19 protein-coding genes are annotated in these 19,382 nt (G+C 60.3%); 9 read left to right on the top strand and 10 right to left on the bottom strand.

Annotated features, from left to right (window positions below; translation table 11 throughout):
- Positions 1–45 precede the first annotated feature (45 nt).
- Entirely contained in the window at positions 46–1,767 is a 1,722-nt protein-coding gene (gene poxB / locus KHO30_RS13515; protein ID WP_211701271.1) for a ubiquinone-dependent pyruvate dehydrogenase, read from the bottom strand.
- Positions 1,768–2,097: 330 nt separating this feature from the next.
- Entirely contained in the window at positions 2,098–2,964 is an 867-nt protein-coding gene (locus tag KHO30_RS13510; RefSeq protein ID WP_211701270.1) for a pirin family protein, read from the bottom strand.
- Between the two features lie 102 nt (positions 2,965–3,066).
- Between KHO30_RS13510 and KHO30_RS13505 the strand changes: the two genes are divergently transcribed.
- Positions 3,067–3,951 (top strand): LysR family transcriptional regulator, encoded by an 885-nt coding sequence (locus KHO30_RS13505; RefSeq protein ID WP_200619091.1) that lies wholly within the window; start codon positions 3,067–3,069, stop codon positions 3,949–3,951.
- Positions 3,952–4,052: 101 nt separating this feature from the next.
- Here KHO30_RS13505 and KHO30_RS13500 read toward each other — a convergent pair whose 3' ends face one another.
- Together KHO30_RS13500 and KHO30_RS13495 are read right to left on the bottom strand one after the other, a co-directional pair.
- Positions 4,053–4,475, bottom strand: a complete 423-nt coding sequence (locus KHO30_RS13500) for a DoxX family protein (protein ID WP_054035269.1) — start codon at positions 4,473–4,475, stop codon at positions 4,053–4,055.
- A 48-nt stretch (positions 4,476–4,523) separates the two neighbouring features.
- Positions 4,524–5,222: a pirin family protein gene (locus KHO30_RS13495; RefSeq protein WP_211701816.1), complete on the bottom strand. Its 699-nt coding sequence runs from the start codon at positions 5,220–5,222 to the stop codon at positions 4,524–4,526.
- A gap of 199 nt (positions 5,223–5,421) precedes the next feature.
- On the opposite strand from KHO30_RS13495, the gene KHO30_RS13490 reads away from it, so the two are divergent.
- On the top strand, positions 5,422–6,339 hold the full coding sequence (locus KHO30_RS13490; protein WP_211701269.1) for a LysR substrate-binding domain-containing protein: 918 nt from the start codon (positions 5,422–5,424) through the stop codon (positions 6,337–6,339).
- A 51-nt stretch (positions 6,340–6,390) separates the two neighbouring features.
- Here the strand turns inward: KHO30_RS13490 and KHO30_RS13485 are convergent, their stop codons facing one another.
- The 5 genes from KHO30_RS13485 to KHO30_RS13465 all read right to left on the bottom strand — a co-directional run bounded on the left by KHO30_RS13485 (position 6,391) and on the right by KHO30_RS13465 (position 10,809).
- Positions 6,391–7,368 carry an alpha/beta hydrolase gene (locus KHO30_RS13485; RefSeq protein ID WP_211701268.1) on the bottom strand — a complete coding sequence of 326 codons (978 nt, stop codon included), beginning with the start codon at positions 7,366–7,368 and terminating at the stop codon, positions 6,391–6,393.
- A gap of 163 nt (positions 7,369–7,531) precedes the next feature.
- Positions 7,532–8,131, bottom strand: coding sequence for an NAD(P)H:quinone oxidoreductase (gene wrbA, locus KHO30_RS13480; RefSeq protein ID WP_093639979.1), 600 nt, complete (start codon positions 8,129–8,131; stop codon positions 7,532–7,534).
- Between the two features lie 264 nt (positions 8,132–8,395).
- Positions 8,396–8,680 (bottom strand): DUF4148 domain-containing protein, encoded by a 285-nt coding sequence (locus KHO30_RS13475; RefSeq protein ID WP_093639982.1) that lies wholly within the window; start codon positions 8,678–8,680, stop codon positions 8,396–8,398.
- A 193-nt stretch (positions 8,681–8,873) separates the two neighbouring features.
- The gene (locus KHO30_RS13470) at positions 8,874–9,554 is read right to left on the bottom strand and encodes a TetR/AcrR family transcriptional regulator (protein WP_211701267.1); all 681 of its coding nucleotides are present in this window, start codon (positions 9,552–9,554) and stop codon (positions 8,874–8,876) included.
- 247 nt (positions 9,555–9,801) lie between these two features.
- On the bottom strand, positions 9,802–10,809 hold the full coding sequence (locus KHO30_RS13465) for a zinc-binding alcohol dehydrogenase family protein (protein WP_211701266.1): 1,008 nt from the start codon (positions 10,807–10,809) through the stop codon (positions 9,802–9,804).
- Positions 10,810–11,138: 329 nt separating this feature from the next.
- On the opposite strand from KHO30_RS13465, the gene KHO30_RS13460 reads away from it, so the two are divergent.
- The 6 genes from KHO30_RS13460 to KHO30_RS13435 are packed head-to-tail and all read left to right on the top strand — an operon-like array spanning position 11,139 to position 17,132.
- Positions 11,139–11,927, top strand: a complete 789-nt coding sequence (locus KHO30_RS13460; RefSeq protein WP_093639991.1) for an enoyl-CoA hydratase/isomerase family protein — start codon at positions 11,139–11,141, stop codon at positions 11,925–11,927.
- Positions 11,928–11,961: 34 nt separating this feature from the next.
- Positions 11,962–13,623: an AMP-binding protein gene (locus KHO30_RS13455; protein ID WP_211701265.1), complete on the top strand. Its 1,662-nt coding sequence runs from the start codon at positions 11,962–11,964 to the stop codon at positions 13,621–13,623.
- 58 nt (positions 13,624–13,681) lie between these two features.
- Positions 13,682–14,047: a VOC family protein gene (locus KHO30_RS13450; RefSeq protein WP_200619085.1), complete on the top strand. Its 366-nt coding sequence runs from the start codon at positions 13,682–13,684 to the stop codon at positions 14,045–14,047.
- 38 nt (positions 14,048–14,085) lie between these two features.
- Positions 14,086–15,108 carry an LLM class flavin-dependent oxidoreductase gene (locus tag KHO30_RS13445; RefSeq protein WP_211701264.1) on the top strand — a complete coding sequence of 341 codons (1,023 nt, stop codon included), beginning with the start codon at positions 14,086–14,088 and terminating at the stop codon, positions 15,106–15,108.
- Complete coding sequence (locus tag KHO30_RS13440) at positions 15,105–16,214, top strand: flavin reductase (RefSeq protein WP_211701263.1); 1,110 nt, start codon at positions 15,105–15,107, stop codon at positions 16,212–16,214. Before KHO30_RS13445 ends, KHO30_RS13440 begins: the two co-directional genes overlap by 4 nt.
- A gap of 51 nt (positions 16,215–16,265) precedes the next feature.
- Complete coding sequence (locus tag KHO30_RS13435; protein WP_211701262.1) at positions 16,266–17,132, top strand: alpha/beta fold hydrolase; 867 nt, start codon at positions 16,266–16,268, stop codon at positions 17,130–17,132.
- A gap of 7 nt (positions 17,133–17,139) precedes the next feature.
- On the opposite strand, the gene KHO30_RS13430 is transcribed toward KHO30_RS13435, so the two are convergent.
- Positions 17,140–17,916, bottom strand: a complete 777-nt coding sequence (locus KHO30_RS13430; protein WP_211701261.1) for an IclR family transcriptional regulator — start codon at positions 17,914–17,916, stop codon at positions 17,140–17,142.
- 307 nt (positions 17,917–18,223) lie between these two features.
- Here KHO30_RS13430 and KHO30_RS13425 point away from each other — a divergent pair, with 307 nt between their 5' ends.
- A complete protein-coding gene (locus KHO30_RS13425; RefSeq protein WP_200652288.1) occupies positions 18,224–19,294 on the top strand; it encodes a porin in 1,071 nt (356 codons plus the stop codon).
- The last annotated feature ends 88 nt before the right edge of the window (positions 19,295–19,382 follow it).

The raw sequence follows: 19,382 nt of genomic DNA, 5'->3' as shown, positions 1-19,382 counted from the left end.
CGAATCGCGCGATCCTGGCGCACCGGACATTCCGGATACCAAGGTTCAGCGCGTCAGGTTCACTTTCGCGAGATCGATCAGCTCGCCGCCGCGTCCGTCCATCACCGCCTTCATCATGAAGAGGCCGAAATGCCAGGCTTCATCGACGGTGGTCTTCGGCGGCATGATCAGCTCCTGGCGCGCGCTGACGACGTCGACGAGCGCGGGTCCGTCGTGGGCGAGCGCTGCCGCGATCGCGCCTTCAAGTTCCTGCGGTTTCTCGACGCGAATGCCCTTCACGCCCATCGCTTCGGCCATGCGTGCGAAGTTCGGATTGACGAGATCGGTGCCGGTATCGACGAAGCCCGACGCGCGCATTTCGATCTCGACGAAACCCAGCGTGCCGTTGTTCAGCACGATCACCTTCACCGGCAGCTTCGCCTGAACCAGCGTGATGAAGTCGCCCATCATCATCGTGAATCCGCCGTCGCCGGACATCGAGATCACCTGGCGGCCAGGGTACGTGGCCTGAGCGCCGATCGAATGCAGCATCGCGTTCGCCATCGAGCCGTGATTGAACGAACCGATCAGCCGCCGCCGGCCATTCAGCTTCAGATAGCGCGCGGTCCAGGCGATCGGCGTGCCTACGTCACAGGTGAAGATCGCATCGTCGGCCGCCAGCTGGCTCACGAGCCGCGTCACATACTGCGGATGGATCGTCGTGCTCGACGGATTACTCTCTGCAAGCGAATCGAGATCCTTGCGCGCCTTCTGGTAATGCGCGAGCGCGCTGTCGAGATGCGACGAATCGGTCTTTTCCTTGAGGACCGGCAGCAACGCGGCGAGCGTGTCCTTGACCGTGCCGACAAGGCCAAGATCGAGCGAACAGCGGTTGCCGAGCGCTTCGGGACGCACGTCGATCTGCGCGATCGTGGCGTCCTCGGGATAGAACTGCCGGTACGGAAAGTCAGTGCCGAGCAGAAGCAGCATGTCGCACGCCTTCATCGCGGCGTAGCCCGATGCAAACCCCACCATGCCGGTCATGCCGACGTCGTATGGGTTGTCATGTTCGACGTGCTCCTTGCCGCGCAGCGAGTGCACGATCGGCGCCTTCAGGCGCTTCGCGAGTTCGACCACTTCGTCGTGCGCGCCCGCGCAGCCCGCGCCGCACATCAGCGTCACGCGCGACGCCGCGTGCAGCACATCCGCGAGGCGCGAGATCTCTTCGTCAGCGGGACGCAGCACGGGCGGCGCCGACGGCACCAGCCAGGGCGCGACCTTGGCCGTAGTCGGTGACAGCGCGACATTGCCCGGAATCACGACGACCGCCACACCGCGCCGTCCGACCGCGGCGCGCATTGCGCGGGTCAGGATCTGCGGCAACTGGTCGACGTGCGACACCAGCTCCACGTAATGGCTGCACTCCTTGAACAGGATTTCCGGATGCGTCGCCTGAAAATAGTCGATGCCGATTTCCGAGCTGGGAATGTGCGCGGCGATCGCGAGCACGGGCACACCGCTGCGATGGCAGTCGAATAGTCCGTTGATGAGGTGCAGGTTGCCCGGTCCGCAACTGCCGGCACATACCGCCAGTTGACCGGTGAGATGCGCTTCCGCGCCGGCCGCGAAGGCCGCCCCTTCCTCGTGCCGCACGTGAATCCAGTCGATCTCGCCGGAACGCCTGAGCGAATCGGAGATGCCGTTCAGCGAGTCGCCGACGACGCCGTAAATACGCTTCACGCCGGCCTGTGTCAGGGCATCGACCAGATAGTCCGCTGCCGTGGTCATGACGCCTCCTGCCGACGTACCGCAACGGACTTAGCCGCCCCCTTGGGCGGCAGCGAACCTGAATGAGCGTGGGGGTAATTCACGATGCGCCTCCTTTTCCCGGTAACGGGGCGTGCAGGCACATGTGCCGGCGGCCACGGTTTGACTTCGACCATGGTGTCGCGGCTCGTCCGGGCGTGCTTTAGGATTCGCACGGTGACGTATCGAAATCGCGTGAACCGGCGGCTCAGCGATCTCGCAAGCAGATCGTGCCCGCCGGGGTTACCGTGACTTACTTACCGTCACGGGGAACCCTTCTACGGCGGGCACGCATTCCATCGATGTCCGCGCTTACCGGGCGCGGCGCTGCGTGGCCAGATCGCGACCGATGCGACGGATCTCGGCCTCGCCCTGCGCAAGCGCATCGGCGTTCGTATGCACCGAGTAGTAGCCGAGCACCAGGGGATAGGGATGCTTGATAGCGGAGCCGATGACGAACGACGTCGCTTGCTCGGCATGCAACTCAATGGGCGCCCCGTCGGATTCCTCGAATACGGCGAGCTCGCCTGCCTCGATCGGCTCGGATGCGTTCAGCCTCCCCTTGTCGATCGCCAGCCACGAGACGTTGTGTCCGGCGGGCGGCACGTAGCGCCACGTCTCCCCAGCGTTCAGTTCGACGTGAAAGTAGTTGATGCCTTCAGGCGCGCGGATATCGCTCGTCGCCGATCCGTGGCGGCCGATGATGACGCGAACCGGCCCATCCCGCTGAACCTCGGCCGGCGCAATGTACTGGCTTTCCGCCGGCGAGTTCTCCTGCGAGGGCGGTAGCGCGACCCAGAGTTGAAAGAGGCGCACGGCTTCGCCCGGCAGTACGTTTCCGTCGTGCCAGACCCCATTGCCGGCCTTCATCCATTCGAGGCCGCCAGCGTGAAGTTCGCCACTCTTGCCGGTCGTGTCCGCATAGGAAATTCCGCCACTCAGCACGGTGGTGAGTGTGGCGAGCCCCGAGTGCGGGTGCATCCCGAACATCGGCTTGCCGGTCGGCACGACCACGGCGTGATCGAGGAACACAAAAGGCTTGATCAACTCGCCGATATCGGAGGGACTGGCGAGACGCGTAATGCCGCCGTGCGCACTGCCAGTGGTGCGAAATGCGACCCGGCGCGGCGCCAGCGTTGTCTCTGCGATCGGGGTGAGTATGGCTGTGTCGGTGCTCATGGCTCTGCCTTAAGAAAAACGCGATACACGTAAGGTAAGAGCTTGCACTCCATCTGAAAAGCCTATATTTTTAGATTTTAGGTATCGTTTGGAGCGATGGATATGCTTGACGGCGTAACGCTGGACCAGCTTCGGACCTTCATCGCCGCGGTCGATGAAGGCAGCTTCTCAGCAGCCGGACGCAAGCTCCGGCGCGCGCAATCGGTGGTTAGCCAGACCCTTGCGAATCTCGAGGCACAGCTCGAAGTGAAGCTGTTCGATCGCACGGCCCGCTACCCGCAACTCACCGACGCAGGCAAGAGCTTGCTGCTCGACGCCCGCTCAGTGGCTGACACGATCGACGGTTTCAAGGCGCGAGCACGCGCGATGCGAGAGGGTCTGGAGCCCGAACTCTCCGTCGCGATGGACGTGATGTACCCCATGGATAGTTTGACGCGCGCGGCGGCTCAGTCCCAGAAGGATTATCCGCACACGCCGCTGCGGCTCTATGTCGAGGCGCTGGGCGGTGTGATGAAGCTGGTGCTCGACCGGACCTGCAACATTGGCGTGATCGGCACGCTGCCGATCGTGACAGATGAACTACAGGTCGAATCCTTGCGCGAGCTGAAACTGGTGACGGTTGTCGGCCCCGCTCATCCGCTCGCAAATAGCCGGGGCATCGTTTCCGCCACCGCAATCAAGAAGCACGTGCAACTCGTACTCAGCGACCGAACCGCGTTGACCGAGGGACGCGAATTCGGCGTGCTGTCCACCTCGACGTGGAGGCTCGCGGATCTGGGGGCCAAGTATGCATTTCTGAAGGCCGGCCTGGGCTGGGGGCATATGCCCTTGCACATGGTCAAGGAGGATCTCGACAGCGGCACCCTGGTGGCGATTCGCATTGAAGGCCTGCCGCGCGACGTAACGATGCCGATGAAGGTGGTTTACCGCAAGGACGCGCCGCCGGGGCCGGCCGCTCGCGCCTTCATTGCACAGTTGGGGAAGTAAGCGGTATGACAGCGCCCCGCTGGCGTTGCAGCGAGCGCCGATCCCGGTGAGACGAGCCAGCCGGTCAGCTGGTTGGCCGGTCGTCTCAGCGGATCAGACTTTTAGCTCGCGTTCGCAGGCGAGACACGCAAAGCTGTCCGGCCGGTGAGCGCGTCCAGGCTGAATGCGCCGGCGCCGAACCAGGTGATTTGCAGCAGACCACCGGCCATCATCACGTTCTTGAGGAAGTGAATCATCTGGTTTTGATCGGCGAAGTTGTGGTGAAAGAACAGCGCCGTGACCACACAGAACACCGCCATCCCCAGCGACACAGTGCGAGCGCGGTAGCCCGACAGCAGCAGCAGGCCGCCGCCCAACTCGGTCAGCACGGCAAGAATGAACGCGAGTGGCGGCACGGGCAGCCCCATGGCCGCAATGTAGCCAACCGTCGCGCCATACGCCGCGAGTTTGCCCAACCCGCTCATGACAAACGGTGCACCGATCAGAATACGACCCAACAACGGAAGAAATTTAAAACGTTCCATGACTAACTCCTAAGATAAATTTAAGCAGGTGGATTAAGAGAAAGAGAATTAGCCGGCGTCCACCATCACCAGCTCGGAATCTTCAAGAGCAGAAATCTGTGCCGCGGCGACTTTCGTAATCGCCACGCCGTCCAGCGGCCCAACGGGCTCGCCATTTACTTCGATGCGTCCCGAGGCCACGACGAGATAGGCGCGACGCGCCAGACTCAACTCGTGTTGAACGCTTTCGCCTGCCTTCAGCATTGCGCCGAATACCCGCGCATTGGCGCGAATCGGCAGCGCTCCTTCGTCGCCGGCAAACCCGCTGGCAAGGGCTACAAAGCGCCCTGAGCGGTCGCCTCTTGGAAACGGCTTGGTATCCCATGCGGGTTCACCACCGGCTTTGCGCGGCAGCAGCCAGATCTGATAGACCTTGAGCGGCACTTCGCCCTTGTTGAACTCGGCGTGGCGTATGCCCGTGCCGGCGCTCATGACCTGGACATCGCCTGCGTGGATCGTTCCTTCGGATCCCAAAGTGTCTCGATGCCCGAGCAGGCCCTGGCGCACATAGGTGATGATTTCCATGTCGCGATGCCCGTGCATGGGGAAACCGCTGCCAACCGCGATCTCGTCGTCGTTCCACACAATCAGGGGACCGAGAGCGGCATGGTCGGGATTGCCGTCGGCGCTCACCGCAAAATGGTATTTCGCGCGCAGCCAATCCCGGTTCGCCGTGTCCAGTGAGTCCCAACGCCTGTGTGTGAGCATGTCCATCTCCGTTTTCCGCCACCATTTCCCGCCGCCGATGCGGCGCTTGTCACCTGTACGACCGGTCGGATTCGGCACTGATACAAGTGATGCGGTTGATGGGAAGAATGCTATATTCGCAATGAACTCACGCATATCTCCTACAATGAAACGTTTCGTTGCCACCAATAGAACGATTAGAAGGAGTTGAAGTCCGCCTATGAACGCAATCACTGACCTCAATGATCTTCGGCTCTTCGCAGAGGTGGTCGAGCGTGGGAGCTACACGGCGGCCGCGCGCGGCCTGGGCTTGCAGACCTCGAAACTCAGCCGGCGCGTTCGCGCACTGGAAGAAGAGCTTGGCGTTCGCCTGCTTAATCGCACCAGCCGGAGCCTTTCCCTGACGGAAACCGGGCGGCAGTTCCACCAGCATTGCCTGGCGCTAGTGGCGGAAGCCAAGGCCGCGAAAGAGATCGTGGAGCGCACGCGCTCCAAGCCGCAGGGCACCGTCCGCATCGCCTGCCCGGTGGCCCTACTGGAGTCCGGAATCTCCACGATCATCGCGCGATACGTGCAAGACAACCCTGATGTCCAGGTCCTGCTGGATGCAACCAACCGCCGCGTGGATGTCGTCGAGGAAGGCCTGGACTTTGCGATTCGCGTCAGGCTGCCGCCGTTGGAGAACACCGATCTCGCCGTCCGCCAGCTGGGTTTGTCGATCCACATTCTGGTTGCCAGTCCCGCACTGGCCGCGCGCCATCCGGCGCCCAGCTCGATCGAATCCGTCAAGGAATGGCCCACCCTTTCCATGGCGAGCAGCAATGAGCGATTTGTGTGGAATCTGGTCGACGCTGAGGGGCGCGTGACCTCATGGGCGCACCAGCCTCGCCTCGCCACCGATGACCTGGCGAGCCTGCGGGTGGCGGCGATATCCGGTGTCGGCGTGGCCATGCTGCCGAGAGAACTGGTTGAGGCTGATATTCAGGCCGGCCGCCTGCAGCACCTGCTGCCAGGTCTGGCTAGCACGCCAGGCCTCGTGCATGCGATCTTCCCCACGCGCCGGGGCATGGTTCCGGCCGTGCGTCATTTGCTCGATGCGCTGGTGGCCGGATTCGAAGGTCTGAACCGGCAGCGCTAGAGCGGCAGGCGGTGAGCGGTGGCCGCAATGAGGCCACCCGTCTCCGCGGTTTCAGCGTGCTGTATGCGGGTCTGCGCCTGCCAGCAGCTTCTCCGTGAGAAACCCGCCGATGGCATCCAGCGCTTGTGCCGACGCCTTCAGACTTCCAATGCTGCCGGCGAAGCCATGCGGCATCCCCATCCAGACATCGAGCCGGGCATCGGTTCCGGCGGCCACCGCACGCTCGATATAACTGCGCGAATCATCGAGCAAGACTTCGTCGTCGCCGACATGAATGCGAACGGGAGGCAAGCCGGAAAGCTGCCCGTGGAGCGGCGAAGCCAGCGGAAGTTTCGGGTCGGCGCTACCCAGATAGGCGTGCACCAGTTCCGCGACTTGCGGAAGGGTGAAATACGGATCGGCATCCGCGCGCGTCACATACGTCTCGCTCGTGAGCGTTAGATCGGTAACCGGCGACAGTGCGGCCACGCCGACAAGCGCCGCCTTCGCGGAAGCCGCGTCGGCGGAGACGCGTGCGGCGAGTACCAGGGCGAGATTACCGCCGGCAGAGTCGCCCGTGATGGCAATCCGGCGAATTCCCCTTTCCTCGAGCCCGCGGTAAGACGCCAGCACATCGTCGACGGCCGCGGGAAAACAGTGCTCGGGTGCAAGCCGATAGTCCGGGATAAATGCGCTCGCACCCGCCCTGGCGGCGATGTGCCCAACAAGGTGACGGAATGCTTTGGCGCTTCCCAGGTTGAACCATCCGGAGTGCAGATGGAGGATCGCTTCGTCAGACCGGGCATGCGCAGGATGAACCCAGAGGCCAGCAATGCCGCCAACCGTGTCGGCTTCGAAGCTCACGTCGTCGCGTGGCGAAACGCGCTCCATCATGGCGTCGAAAGGCTCGCGTGCTTCGATGCCCCTCAGTTTGCCTTTCATCGGGCTTGCCATGGCTCGCGCCGCGGCGGTGATCTTCGCGTCTTCCGGGTCAAGCGGATGGGTTACGACGAAATCCTTCAACGCACCTTCAGTTGTCGAACGTTGCATGCTCAGCTCTTTCGAATGAATGGTTGTCAATGGCACCGGTCCTCGGCCAATGTCGAGCGACGGCCTGTATCCCGGTGCATTCGCTTTCCAGACCCGTGTCGGCCAGGCGGATTTCCACCTGGCCGTCTCATGCGCGCGTCAACGGTGCGACCAGGTCTAACGTTCAGCCAAACAGCTTGTTGGCCGTTCGGGCGATCAGTTCGCCCTGGTGGCGAGCGCCGGCGAGCTCGATTGCGCTCGGTTGGCGTTGACCTTGCCCACCGGCGATGGTCGTGGCGCCGTACGGCGAACCGCCGACGATTTCGTCCAGCGTCATCTGCCCCTGGTGGCTATACGGCAGGCCGACGACGGTCATGCCGAAGTGCAGCAGATTGGTAATGATCGAGAACAGCGTCGTTTCCTGCCCGCCGTGCTGGCTCGCCGTCGACGTGAACGCACCGCCAACCTTGCCATTCAATGCACCGCTCATCCATAGCCCACCGGCTTGATCCAGGAATGACGCCATCTGCGACGAGATTCGCCCGAATCGGGTCGGCGTGCCGACGACAATAGCGTCGTAGTTGGCGAGTTCGGCGACGGTCGCTACCGGCGCTTGCTGGTCGAGCTTGAAGTACGCGGCCTTGGCCACGTCCGCCGGCGCAGTCTCCGGCACGCGCTTAACGTCGACCGTGGCCCCCGTGGAGCGCGCACCTTCGGCGACGGCATCCGCTAGCGCTTCGACATGGCCATACGAGGAATAATATAGAACCAGAACTTTCGACATTTCGATCTCCTTCCTATATCTGCGTGGTACCACGGTGGGAAATGATGACTCGACCTGAAGGCTACGGCTGAAATGCCTAGGCGCATAGCTCCGCGGGTGCAACGGATCGTTGCTTTTGGCAGAACGACAAGAGTTAATCAACGCATTCGAATAATGGCTGGCAGACGCCCATAAAGCAAAGCGGCTGAGGCTTCCCACCAATACCGGTGGAAAGCCTCAGCCGCAAATTACGCGATCTTCGAGAATCGCGCTTTTACATCGATATTACAGACCGCTTGCTGCGCCCGAACGGGACGTTCCGTCAACAGCACCACCGTAGCCCGAAACAGGGGCTTGGGCTGCGGCATTTTGCGCCGCGACTTTTGCTTCAGCTGCCTGGATGTTCTCCGGATAGTGAAGCCAGTCATGCGGGTCGTAGCCGGCTTTCTCGAGCTGAGCCAGCTCCGCACGCACCTGCTCACGGCTTACCGGCTGACTGGACTGGGCGAACGATGCGACGGGTGCTGCAAAAACAGCAGCAATGAGAACCATCCTGGTGAACGACTTCATGGTGACCTACCTCAACGATTGTTTTAGTTGCGCTTCAGAGCAGCTTCGCTGCCAAGGCTGCATGCAGTCTAAAGGGCAAAAATCGTTAGGGTAAGTACTAGTTTTTGAACTCTCTGTTGCTGATGCGGCAACAATCGGCGAACGTCGCCGTTGAGTATGCAAGAGCGGATGATGCGACCTCCACCCTGCGTACCTACAGCGTCACGTAGCTCCTGATGACGTGGTCGACCAGGGTCGGCAGACGCTGAGCGACCCGCCGGGAATCGCTGCCTGATCTGGCGTTGCTTGTGGCATTTTCCCACAGCATCATCAAGGTATCCACCAACGCCTCGGCATCTACTGCATGTGCGGCAATAGCCAGTCGCATCAATAGTGCGCGAAACTCCCGGCCAAGCTTGATACGCGATAGCCTGACAGGATGATCCTCGTCGGAGAACTGTATCGGCGACAATTGCGGCTGCCTGGGCTGATGGCTATCGGAAGCCAGTTCGACGGCGACATCGATAAAGAGCTCGAGCAAGTGCTGGACAGGCTCCTCGCCGGATCGATGTCCAGCTTCCCGCCATTGCGCACGCTGACGATCACAAAGCAGCTCAGCATAGGCTTGTAGAAACGCCTTGCGCGAGCCGAAAATTCGATAGATGTGGCGCTTACTGAGCCGCGTTTGATCGGCGAGCCGATCGAGGTTCAACGACTCGATCGGTTCGCGATAGAAAAGCGCTACTGCGGCTTCAAGAATGGTGTTCCGGAGATCGTCCGTTGGAGCCTCCGGAAGTCTGCCGTTCTTTCGCCGGATCGCGGACCGCGCCACTCGCAATGAGTCGGGTTCACGTTCATCCTGCTGAGCAAATTCATCCACCAATGCTTTCCACATCGTTTAGCCATCCTCTGTGTCAGCAGCCGAACCGGCATCGAAGACTGTTGCAGCGGTTCTTCCGACAAAGCATTTTTTCGAATCTCGCGTGATCGACGCTGGAAGCATCGGCTCGTAAGCCATGTCGCTCCATGCACGCCTCGTCGCATTACTATACGATTGGAAAATATAATGTCAAGTGTGGTTAACACCCCGCAATCATGACGTGGCGCTGACCGCGCCACGCGGAAACGACACTCGACAATCATTACTGGAAGCCTTCCAGCACGGTCTTTCCGATTGCCTTTCCTGTTTCGATCCGTTCGTGGGCGCGGCGAAGATTCGCTGCCGTCAAAGACCCTTCCACGTGCGTGAGTGTCGTCTGCAGCAGGCCGGCGTCAACCATCTCCGACACTTCTTTCAGCAAGCGGTGTTGCGCATCCATGTCCGCTGTCTGGAACAGCGACCGGGTAAACATCATCTCCCACGAAATCGTGATGCTCTTCGGCTTGAACGGCGCAATGCTGTCGTCGAAGTTGTCGATCAGCGTGATATGGCCTTGGGGGTTCAACGCACGGGCGAGACTGGGGGCGCTACCGGGCATCGACGTGATCGCCCCGATATAGTCCACGCCATCGAAGCCGATTGCGCGCAGCGCTTCGTCGATGGGCTTGCTGTGGTCGGCAACGTGCTTCGCGCCGAGCTTCTTCACCCACTCGACAGTTTCGGGCCGGGACGCAGAAGCGATGACAGTGAGGCCCGTGAGGCGGGTCGCCAACTGGATCAGCATGGAGCCAACGCCCCCTGCGCCGTTCAGAACGAGCAGCGTGCCGCCAGGTGTGTGCAAGCCACGCGGCACCTTCATGCGATCGAAGAGCATTTCCCATGCAGTTATCGAAGTAAGCGGCAAGGCCGCCGCCTCCGCGAACGACAACGAGGTGGGCTTAGGCCCGACGATCCGCTCGTCGACGAGATGAAACTCCGAGTTCGTCCCGGGGCGATCCATCGCCCCCGCATAGAAGACCTCGTCGCCCGGCCTGAAGAGCGTGACCTCGCTTCCAACCGCGTCGACCACGCCTGCCGCGTCGTAGCCCAACACTCTCGGCAGCGGACTCTCCGAAGGATCTTCCCAGCGACGGCGCTTCACATCGACCGGATTCACCGACACCGCCTTCACGGCGACCCGCAAATCGCGTGGGCCAGGTTCCGGCATTGGAAGTTCAAGCTCGGTCAAAACCTCGACGCCACCCTTTGCTTTATAGCCAATCGCCTTCATTACATTCTCCAATGTCGCCTATGCCGAACTTTTTCGGCTGGGCCGTGCGAAGCACAGGTCAAATCGCTAACGACTGAAATTGCCGATGATTTGTGGTTTGACCCGTCTGGAATCCTATATCCACAACGGTCGCTCGCCAGTGTCCCGAATGGCAAAGCACCATTGCGCACGGCAGAACGTCATCAGCGAATGGTTGACACGTCTCCACCGGCATCCTAATATACAACAATGCTGCACGCATTCACTATTGTTGAATATATGCAGTGCAGTGCCTGGCAGGAGACATCAAGGTTTTTACGATCGCCATCATTTATTAAGGATTCCTTTCAATGGAAAGCATCTACTTTGAACGTCGTCAGAACGTAGGCCATATCGTGTTGGCCAACCCGCCCTCCAATCTCATCGCGGCTGATTTCGCTGACTGCCTTGAAAAGGCCGTCCGGGAAGCCAGCAAGACCGATATCCGGTCGCTCCTGATCCGTGCGGAAGGCCCCGATTTCAGCAAGGGCGGCGACGTCCTCGATTTCATCGACAAAGATTTCGATGACTGGCGGACGTTCATCTCGCAGATTCACCATACCTATCGGTCAATCGAATCCCTTCAGATCCCGACAGTTGCCGCCGTGCGCGGCGCGGCGTTCGGCGGCGCATTCGAACTCGCTCTTGCTTGCGACTTCATCGTCGCGGCGGAGAACGCTACCTTCCGTTGCATTGAAGCGTCCGTTGGCTCGGCGCCTGTCGCTGGCGGCGTGCAGCGCCTCGCGGAAAGAGCGGGTCGTGCGTATGCCGCGCGCTACGCGATGCTGAGCGAACCCATGTCCGGCGCGACCGCCGGTCGGCTCGGCGTTGCCGCCTTCGTCGTCGGCGAAGATGAGGTCGAAAACGTTGCCGACAATCTCGCCATCAAGCTTGCGAACGGCCCTACGCGCTCGTATGGCGCCATTCGGGCCCTTCTCAAGGCATGGTCAGGCGGCGGCGTGCCCGGTGCGGACTCGCTGATCCTCGACCTCACCATGGGGCTGCACATGACGGAAGACGCCAGGAAAGGGCGAACTGCGCGTGCAGAAGCCTTCGCTCGAGGCGAAGAACCGACTCCGGTCGTATTTGTCGGCAAATAAGCCGTTTGTCAGGCGCATTGCACGGAAGAGTCCGATGAACACACTTTCATATCAGCGCGGAACACGTTCCCCAAAGCTGATCGACAAAACCATTGGCGATTCATTTGACGAGATCGCCAGCAAGATGGGTGAGCACGTCGCGGTAGTCAGCCGGCATGAAGGAGTGCAGCTAAGCTACGGCGAACTTCGCGAAAAATCGGATCGGCTTGCGGCCGCGCTTCTCGAGTCAGGACTCAAGCCGGGCGAGCGGATCGGAATCTGGTCCCACACGAACCTCGCCTGGCTGCTACTGCAGTTGGCCACGGCGAAGGCCGGGTTGATACTCGTCAACATCAACCCGGCCTATCGGACCTCTGAGCTGGAGCATGCGCTTAACCTCGTGGGGTGCAAAGCCATCGTGACGATGGTCCGATACCGGTCGAGCGAGTATCTGAACATGTTGCGGGAGCTGGGAAAGGCCCGGCTTCCGAGCCTTGAGACGATCTGGTGGATTGACGATGCGGACTGTCCGGATGAAGCCGGCGCGCAACGCTTCTCCGACCTGCTCCGCTCCGGCGATGCAAACAGCGCAAAGCTTCAGGACGTACGCCGCGCCGTGCGCCCGGACGATGCCGTCAACATCCAGTTCACCAGCGGGACAACAGGGCTTCCCAAGGCCGCTACGCTGAGTCATCGCAACATCCTGAACAACGGCTTCTTCGTGGGCGAGTGCATGAAGCTCACTCACGTGGATCGAGTCTGCGTTCCGGTTCCGATGTACCACTGCTTCGGCATGGTGATGGGCAACCTGGCTTGTCTGACCCATGGCTCGACGATCGTCTACCCTGCGGAGCGCTTCGACGCCGAAGCCGTTCTGGAGACTGTCCAGGCAGAAAAATGCACGGCGCTGTACGGCGTACCGACCATGTTCATCGCGGCGCTCAATCACCCGCGCTTTGCAGAGTTCGATATGAGCAGTCTACGCACCGGCATCATGGCTGGTTCGCCTTGCCCTATCGAGATCATGAAGCGGGTTGTCGGCGAAATGCATTTGCCCGAAATTACGATTGCGTACGGCATGACGGAGACGAGCCCTGTGAGCTGCCAAAGCATGACGGATACGCCAGTCGAGCGGCGGGTATCCACGGTAGGCCAGGTGTTGCCTCACCTCGACGTAAAGATTATCGACCCGCTCACCGGCCAGACTGTGGAGCGCGGCCAGACCGGCGAACTCTGCACCCGCGGCTACTCGGTCATGCTCGGTTACTGGAACCAGCCCGACCGGACGCGCGACGCAATCGACGCCGAAGGCTGGATGCATTCGGGCGATCTCGCCACGATGGATCCGGATGGCTACGTCAACATCGTCGGGCGCATCAAGGATATGGTCATCCGCGGCGGTGAAAACCTTTATCCCCGCGAGATTGAAGAGTTTCTGTATTCCTGCCCGGGCGTGCTTGATGCGCAGGTGGTCGGCGTACCGGACCAGCACTTCGGCGAAGAACTCTGCGCGTGGATCGTCGTCAGGCCGGAGTCGGTTCTCGACGACGAAGCAGTCCGCGAATTTTGCAAGGGCCGGATAGCGCATTACAAGGTGCCCAAATACATCCGCTTTGTCGACTCGTTTCCGACCACCGTGACGGGAAAAATCCAGAAGTACGTGATTCGGCAAATCATGAGCGAAGAACTCGGACTGGAAGAACAGCACACAGCGTGATGCGCCTTGACAACGAGGTCACATCAATCCCGCTACAACCATTTACCGGAGTGCCGCCATGGCAGAAGTTGACGTACAAACCATCTACTTCGTCGCGAAGGATATGGTCAGGCTGGAAGATTTCTATGCGTCGGCGCTGGGGATGCCTGTCCAGTTTCGCGACGAGAACAAGTGGACTCAATTTCGTCTGCAGCGCAGCGCATTTGCACTGAGTTCGGCGGAGGAAGCGGCAGAGGGAGCCGTTGGGGCCGTCCCCGTGTTCCAGGTCACCGGTGAGACACAGGACGAGGTCCGGCAGAAGATCCTGTCCGCGGGTGGCCGGCAACTCGCGCAGCGCGACATGGGCACACACGGCATCGTAACCACCTACCAGGATCCGGAAGAGAACATCTTTCAGGTATTCAGCAAATCTTCGACCCGTTAAGTCGGAAGATCACACACTTCGCACTTACTGGAAAAATCATGAAATTCGGTATATTCGACCAGAACGATCGCAATGGACTGCCTATTCATAAGCAGTACGAAGACAGGATGCAGATTATCGAGCTTTACGACAGGCTCGGCTTCCATGCCTATCACATGTCGGAACACCACGCGACCACGCTAAGCGCTTGCCCGTCGCAAAGCGTGTTTCTTGCCGCTGCCGCACAGCGCACCAAGAGACTGCGCCTGTCACCGCTCGTCTACATTCTCCCGATCCACCACCCGGTCCGTCTCGCTGAAGAAATCTGCATGCTCGACAATCTGAGCGGCGGCCGCCTGGAGTATGGCGTGGGCCGCGGCGCCTCGCCTCACGAAATCGAGGCACTCGGTATCGATCCGGCCACGGCTCAGGCGAGGTACGTCGAGTCGTATGAAATCATCAAGCGGTATTTGAGTTCGGATACGCTCAACTATCAGGGGACGTTCTGGCAATTCAACGACATGCCGATCGAACTCAAACCGCTGCAGACACCCCCTCCGACCTGGTACGCGCTGGCATCGCCGGAGTCGACGGTATGGCCGGCCCAGGAGAAGATGAACATCGTGTGCGGCGGCCCAGTTCAGCGAGTCAGAGCCATCACCGAACGATATCGCGAAGAATTCGTCAAGCGGCATCCGTCCGCTGCTGAGCCGCTCATCGGCGTGAATCGCTACATCGTGGTCGCTGAAACGGACCAGGAGGCGATGAAAATTGCTTCGCGAGCATGGTCGGTTTTCCATCCGAACTTCTTCAAGCTCTGGAAAAAGCACGGCACGGAACCGGTCAACCAGAAGCTTCCGCCGACGATCGAGCCGCTCGTGGAATCGGGTCTGGCCGTTGTGGGCCGACCGGAGACCGTGCGCGAAAAGCTGCTGGAGCAGGCACACGAAGGGGCATTCAACTACCTCATCGGAACATTCACGTTCGGAGACATGTCCGTCTCCGAAGCGAAGACATCTATCGGCCTGTTTCACGAGTCCGTCATGCCGGCGTTCAGCGAGTCGCAAAAGGTTCTGTCATGAGCGGAAGCATTTCGTTAGACGAGGAGCGTCCTGCCGTCAGGACGTTCGAAAAGCGTCAGTTGAGAGACGTGCTCGGGTCCTTCGTCACCGGCGTCACCGTGGTCACCACGCTCGATGGCGAGGGGAAAATGCATGGCCTTACCGCCAATTCGTTTTCCTCGGTCTCGCTGGATCCGCCTCTGGTCCTGTGGAGCCAGGCAACCTCTGCGGGAAGCCACACCGCATTCAGGGATGCCGGGCGATTCACCATCAACATCCTCGCTGAACATCAATACGAACTCGCCAATCACTTTGCGACCCGGTCGCCGGACAAATTCGCCGGCATCGACTATGACCTTGGGGTCGACGGACTGCCGCTACTGCGCGATTGCAGCGCATGGCTGGAGTGCAAGGTGGTCTCGCGCTTTCCGGGCGGCGACCACGTGATTTTTGTCGGGTCGGTGGAATGCATACGCCAGAGCACGCGTCGGCCGCTGGTATTCGGCGGTGGACAGTATCTGGTTGCTGACCCACACGACCTCGGCCGCGCGCCGGTCGGAACGGCGGGCACGATGAAATCGCAACCACATGCTGTCCGACTGGCCAGCCGCGCGATGTTGCGGCTCGCACATACGCTCGACAAGACACTTGCACTCGTAGCGTGGGGCAATCACGGTCCCACCGTGATCGCGTGGCAAGCGGCAACCACGCCCGTGGCCGCCGACCTGCCACTCGGGCTTGTGCTGCCGGTGACTTCTTCCGCTTCGGGCCTGGCGCTGGCGGCGTTCCTTCCGCCCGAAGCCGTCGATCGATTTGTGACAGCGGAACTGCGTGACAACGCACGGCAAGCGTCTGGCGAAGTGCTCCCAACTGCGGAATCGCTCGTAAGCGTACTTGAATCCGTCAGGGTCTCGCAGGTTGCGACGAGGCGCCCCGCTCCGTTCTACGACGACCGTATGCTCGCCAACGCCATCAGCGTGCCCATTCTTTCCCCGAGCGGCATGGCCGTGCTGGCACTGACGGCGATAGGCCCAGCCGAGCATTTCGATGCCGCGGCCGACGGCCATTGCGCAGAAGCCCTCAAAGCCGCCGCGCATGAGATCTCCGCTGCGTTGAGAGAAGCGTGAATTGGCATTTGCCCAAATTAAAGCGACTGACATATCGGCCAGACTTCAATCATGACTGAAACAGATAGCCATCTACTCGAATCCTCGCTGCCCGCTGTCGAACAGGCACGAGTGAATCTCACCACACTCGGCGACAAGCGGGTCATCACGTATCGCAGTGCCGGTGACGAGCGCGCACCCGTCATCGTGCTGCTGCATGGTATTGGTTCAAGCTCGGCGGGATATCGCGCACAGCTCGCCGCACTGAGCCGGACTCATAGGGTGATTGCCTGGGACGCTCCCGGCTATGGACAAAGCAGCCCCTTTGCAATCAGCACGCCAGCCGCCACGGATTACGCGGATGCGTTCATGGCCCTGCTGTCTGCGCTCGGCATAGCGCGTGCAACCGTCGTAGGCAGTTCATGGGGTAGCGTCATCGCCGCAACGTTTGCGGCACGGTACCCGTCGGCAACGCGCGCCCTTGTATTGAGCGCGCCCAATGTTGCACGAGGACATCTATCCGGTGCGGAGCGCGAGGCGGCACGAGAAGTTCTGATGCGAAGCGCGGCGGCACAATCGCCCGAGGCACGCGCCGCCGTGGTCAATGCGCTGATCGCGCCGAGTGCCGGCCCGCTGGTTCGCGCGGTCGTATCCCGGCTGAGAGACGCGGTGAGCCCTACAGGCTGGACACACGCCGTAGAGATGCTCTTCTCCGCGCGTACGCCATCGATCGTTCGTTTGATCGAGGCGCCGATCTCCGTCATTGTCGGCAGCCTGGATCGCGTCGCCCCAGCTGACGATCATGCCCGGCCGATTCACGAGGCGGCCAATGGCTCGACACTCCTCGTGCTCGATGGGATTGGCCATATGCCGAAGATTGAAGCGCCGGAGGCGTTCAATTCCATTGTGTTGGCAGCGGCGGAAGCCGGGACAGACTGAGGGGCTTCTACCCGATTTTCTTGGGGACCTTGCCGCCCAGTGCAGCCGTAGCGCGAACCGCGCTATCGAGTAGCGCCTTTATCTCTTTACCGTCAACGTCCGTGTTCAGCGTTGCAGGCGATCCGATGAGACTGATGGCAAATCGGAGATCGCCGTCCCTGTCCCAGACAGGGGCCGCGACAGACACGTAACCCATTTCCCCGCGATGAACCGTCGTGAAGCCACAGTTGCGCAATTCAGCGATCGCTTCTTCCCGCAAGGAAGCCGCAGTCCATTCCTGTCCCGCAGACAGTTCGTGGCTGATGAGATCGTCGGTACGTGCAGCCTGAAGGCAGGCAATGAACAGCTTTCCCGCAGCAGTCGTGACGAGCGGAATCAGCCCTGTTCTCAGCTCGAGAATGCTGCGCGTCTGTCCCTCCTGCTTGAAGAGACTCACCGGTCCATCTTCGGTCCATGCGGTGACAGCCGCGCCGCTCAGCGTTGCTTCCCGCAGAGCGACCACCTCCCGACGCACGATATCGAATCCGTCAAGTTGATTGATCGCGCTCATGCCCAAAGCAAGCGAGGCCGGCCCGAGCTTGTAGCACCCCGGTTTTTCGTCCGGCGACGCAAGCCCGGTTCGCACCAGACTGATCATGTAGTTGCTCGTCGCGCTTGGCGACAGTTCGGACAACGCAGCAATCTCCTTGAGCGGGAGTGCTCGCTCACTCGTCTGCAACGCCGAAAGGATTCGGAACGCAATCTCGACAGACTGAATGCCGCGCCTCGCAGTCACATTGGTCATTTTTCAACCGTATGGAAGTGATAAAAAATCGCCGCCCCGGGTTTCCACGGACGGCCGTCATGTTGACACGCCTGGGGCATGGCTCCTATAGTGTTCAACATAGATTATCTCATTCATTATTGTTGAACGCAACACCAGCGAGTTAGGACGATCAGAGACAAGCGAGCAGTCGGAACAAAACGCTTGACTCTTTAGCATCGCATTTCATCAGTAGTACAGATTTCATACGCTCCCCTTTATTCAAATAACTTCTTCGGAAGAGCAACAACCGGTTCGGAGACAAGGCATGGCAATTTATGGACGTACGATGGCAGGTGCGATTGCCGCACTTTCTGTGATCAGTGCCGCCAACGCGCAATCCAGCGTTACCTTATATGGAATTGCGGACACGGCAGTGCAGTACATCAGCAACGTCGGAGGACACGCGCTAGTCCAGGAGGGAAACACGCACGCACCCGACATTTTCGGCTTGAAGGGCGTTGAAGATCTCGGCGGCGGGCTGCGCACCATCTTCGATCTTCAGAACGAGTACCTGCTAAACAATGGCCGGGAACTGGTTCCTGGGACCTTATTCAACAGAAAGTCGTATGTTGGACTGCAATCGGACAGCTATGGGACGTTGACGCTCGGTCACCAACCCAGCTTCATGTACGACATTCTGTCCAGCTATCAAACGCCCTTCCTCCTCGGCAACATTCTCACGCTTCATCAAGGCAATCTGGATGAAATTGCCAACTTCTTCCAGTTCAACAATGCAGTGAAATATGTGAGTCCGACCATTGGCGGGTTCTCCTCGGGGGCGGAATTTGCCTTTGGCAATGTGGCCGGCAATTTCAGCGAGAGCAGAGACTACTCTTTCTTTGTCCAGTACAAGGCAGGGCCGCTGAGTCTCGCCGCCACGTATGCGAACGAGAACAACCGCTTTCTGGAGCTTTCCAGTTTTATCGGTCTGCCGTCGCTCTTTGGAACGTCACTGCCTCAGGCCGAAGGCGTTGTCGCCAACAAGCTCGTCAATTGGGGGCTCGGCGCATCGTATCAGTTGAAAAATGTGCTGCTACACGCCACGTTTACGCAGTCGCGCATCACATTGGCGACTGGCCGCGGTAACGCCAACACCGTCGATGCCGGTGCGAACTGGACCATCGTGCCCGACGATGTCCTCTCGGTCGGCGGATGGGTGGAAAATCTCGACGGCGGAAACTGGAAGACCATTACCGTCTCGAATGCTTACCTCCTGTCGAAACGAACTACCGTCTACCAGCAGGTGACTTACCAACACGCGTCAGGCGCCAATGGCTTCGCTTCGCTCGCGGCCGCAGGCGTGGCATCCGGCCGGTCCACCACCGGCGTCTCGATTGGTATTCAGCACAACTTCTAGCGGTGCAACTGCCGTATGTGTATCGCCTCTAACGATAGGTTGCATCGAAATGTATAGGCTTCTTTCAGGGCATGGAATCGCGTACCTT

The organism is Paraburkholderia aspalathi (assembly GCF_905220735.1).
Lineage (GTDB): Bacteria > Pseudomonadota > Gammaproteobacteria > Burkholderiales > Burkholderiaceae > Paraburkholderia > Paraburkholderia aspalathi.
Note: the sequence above shows the minus strand (reverse complement) of the source record. Positions and strands in the feature narration are given on the sequence as shown.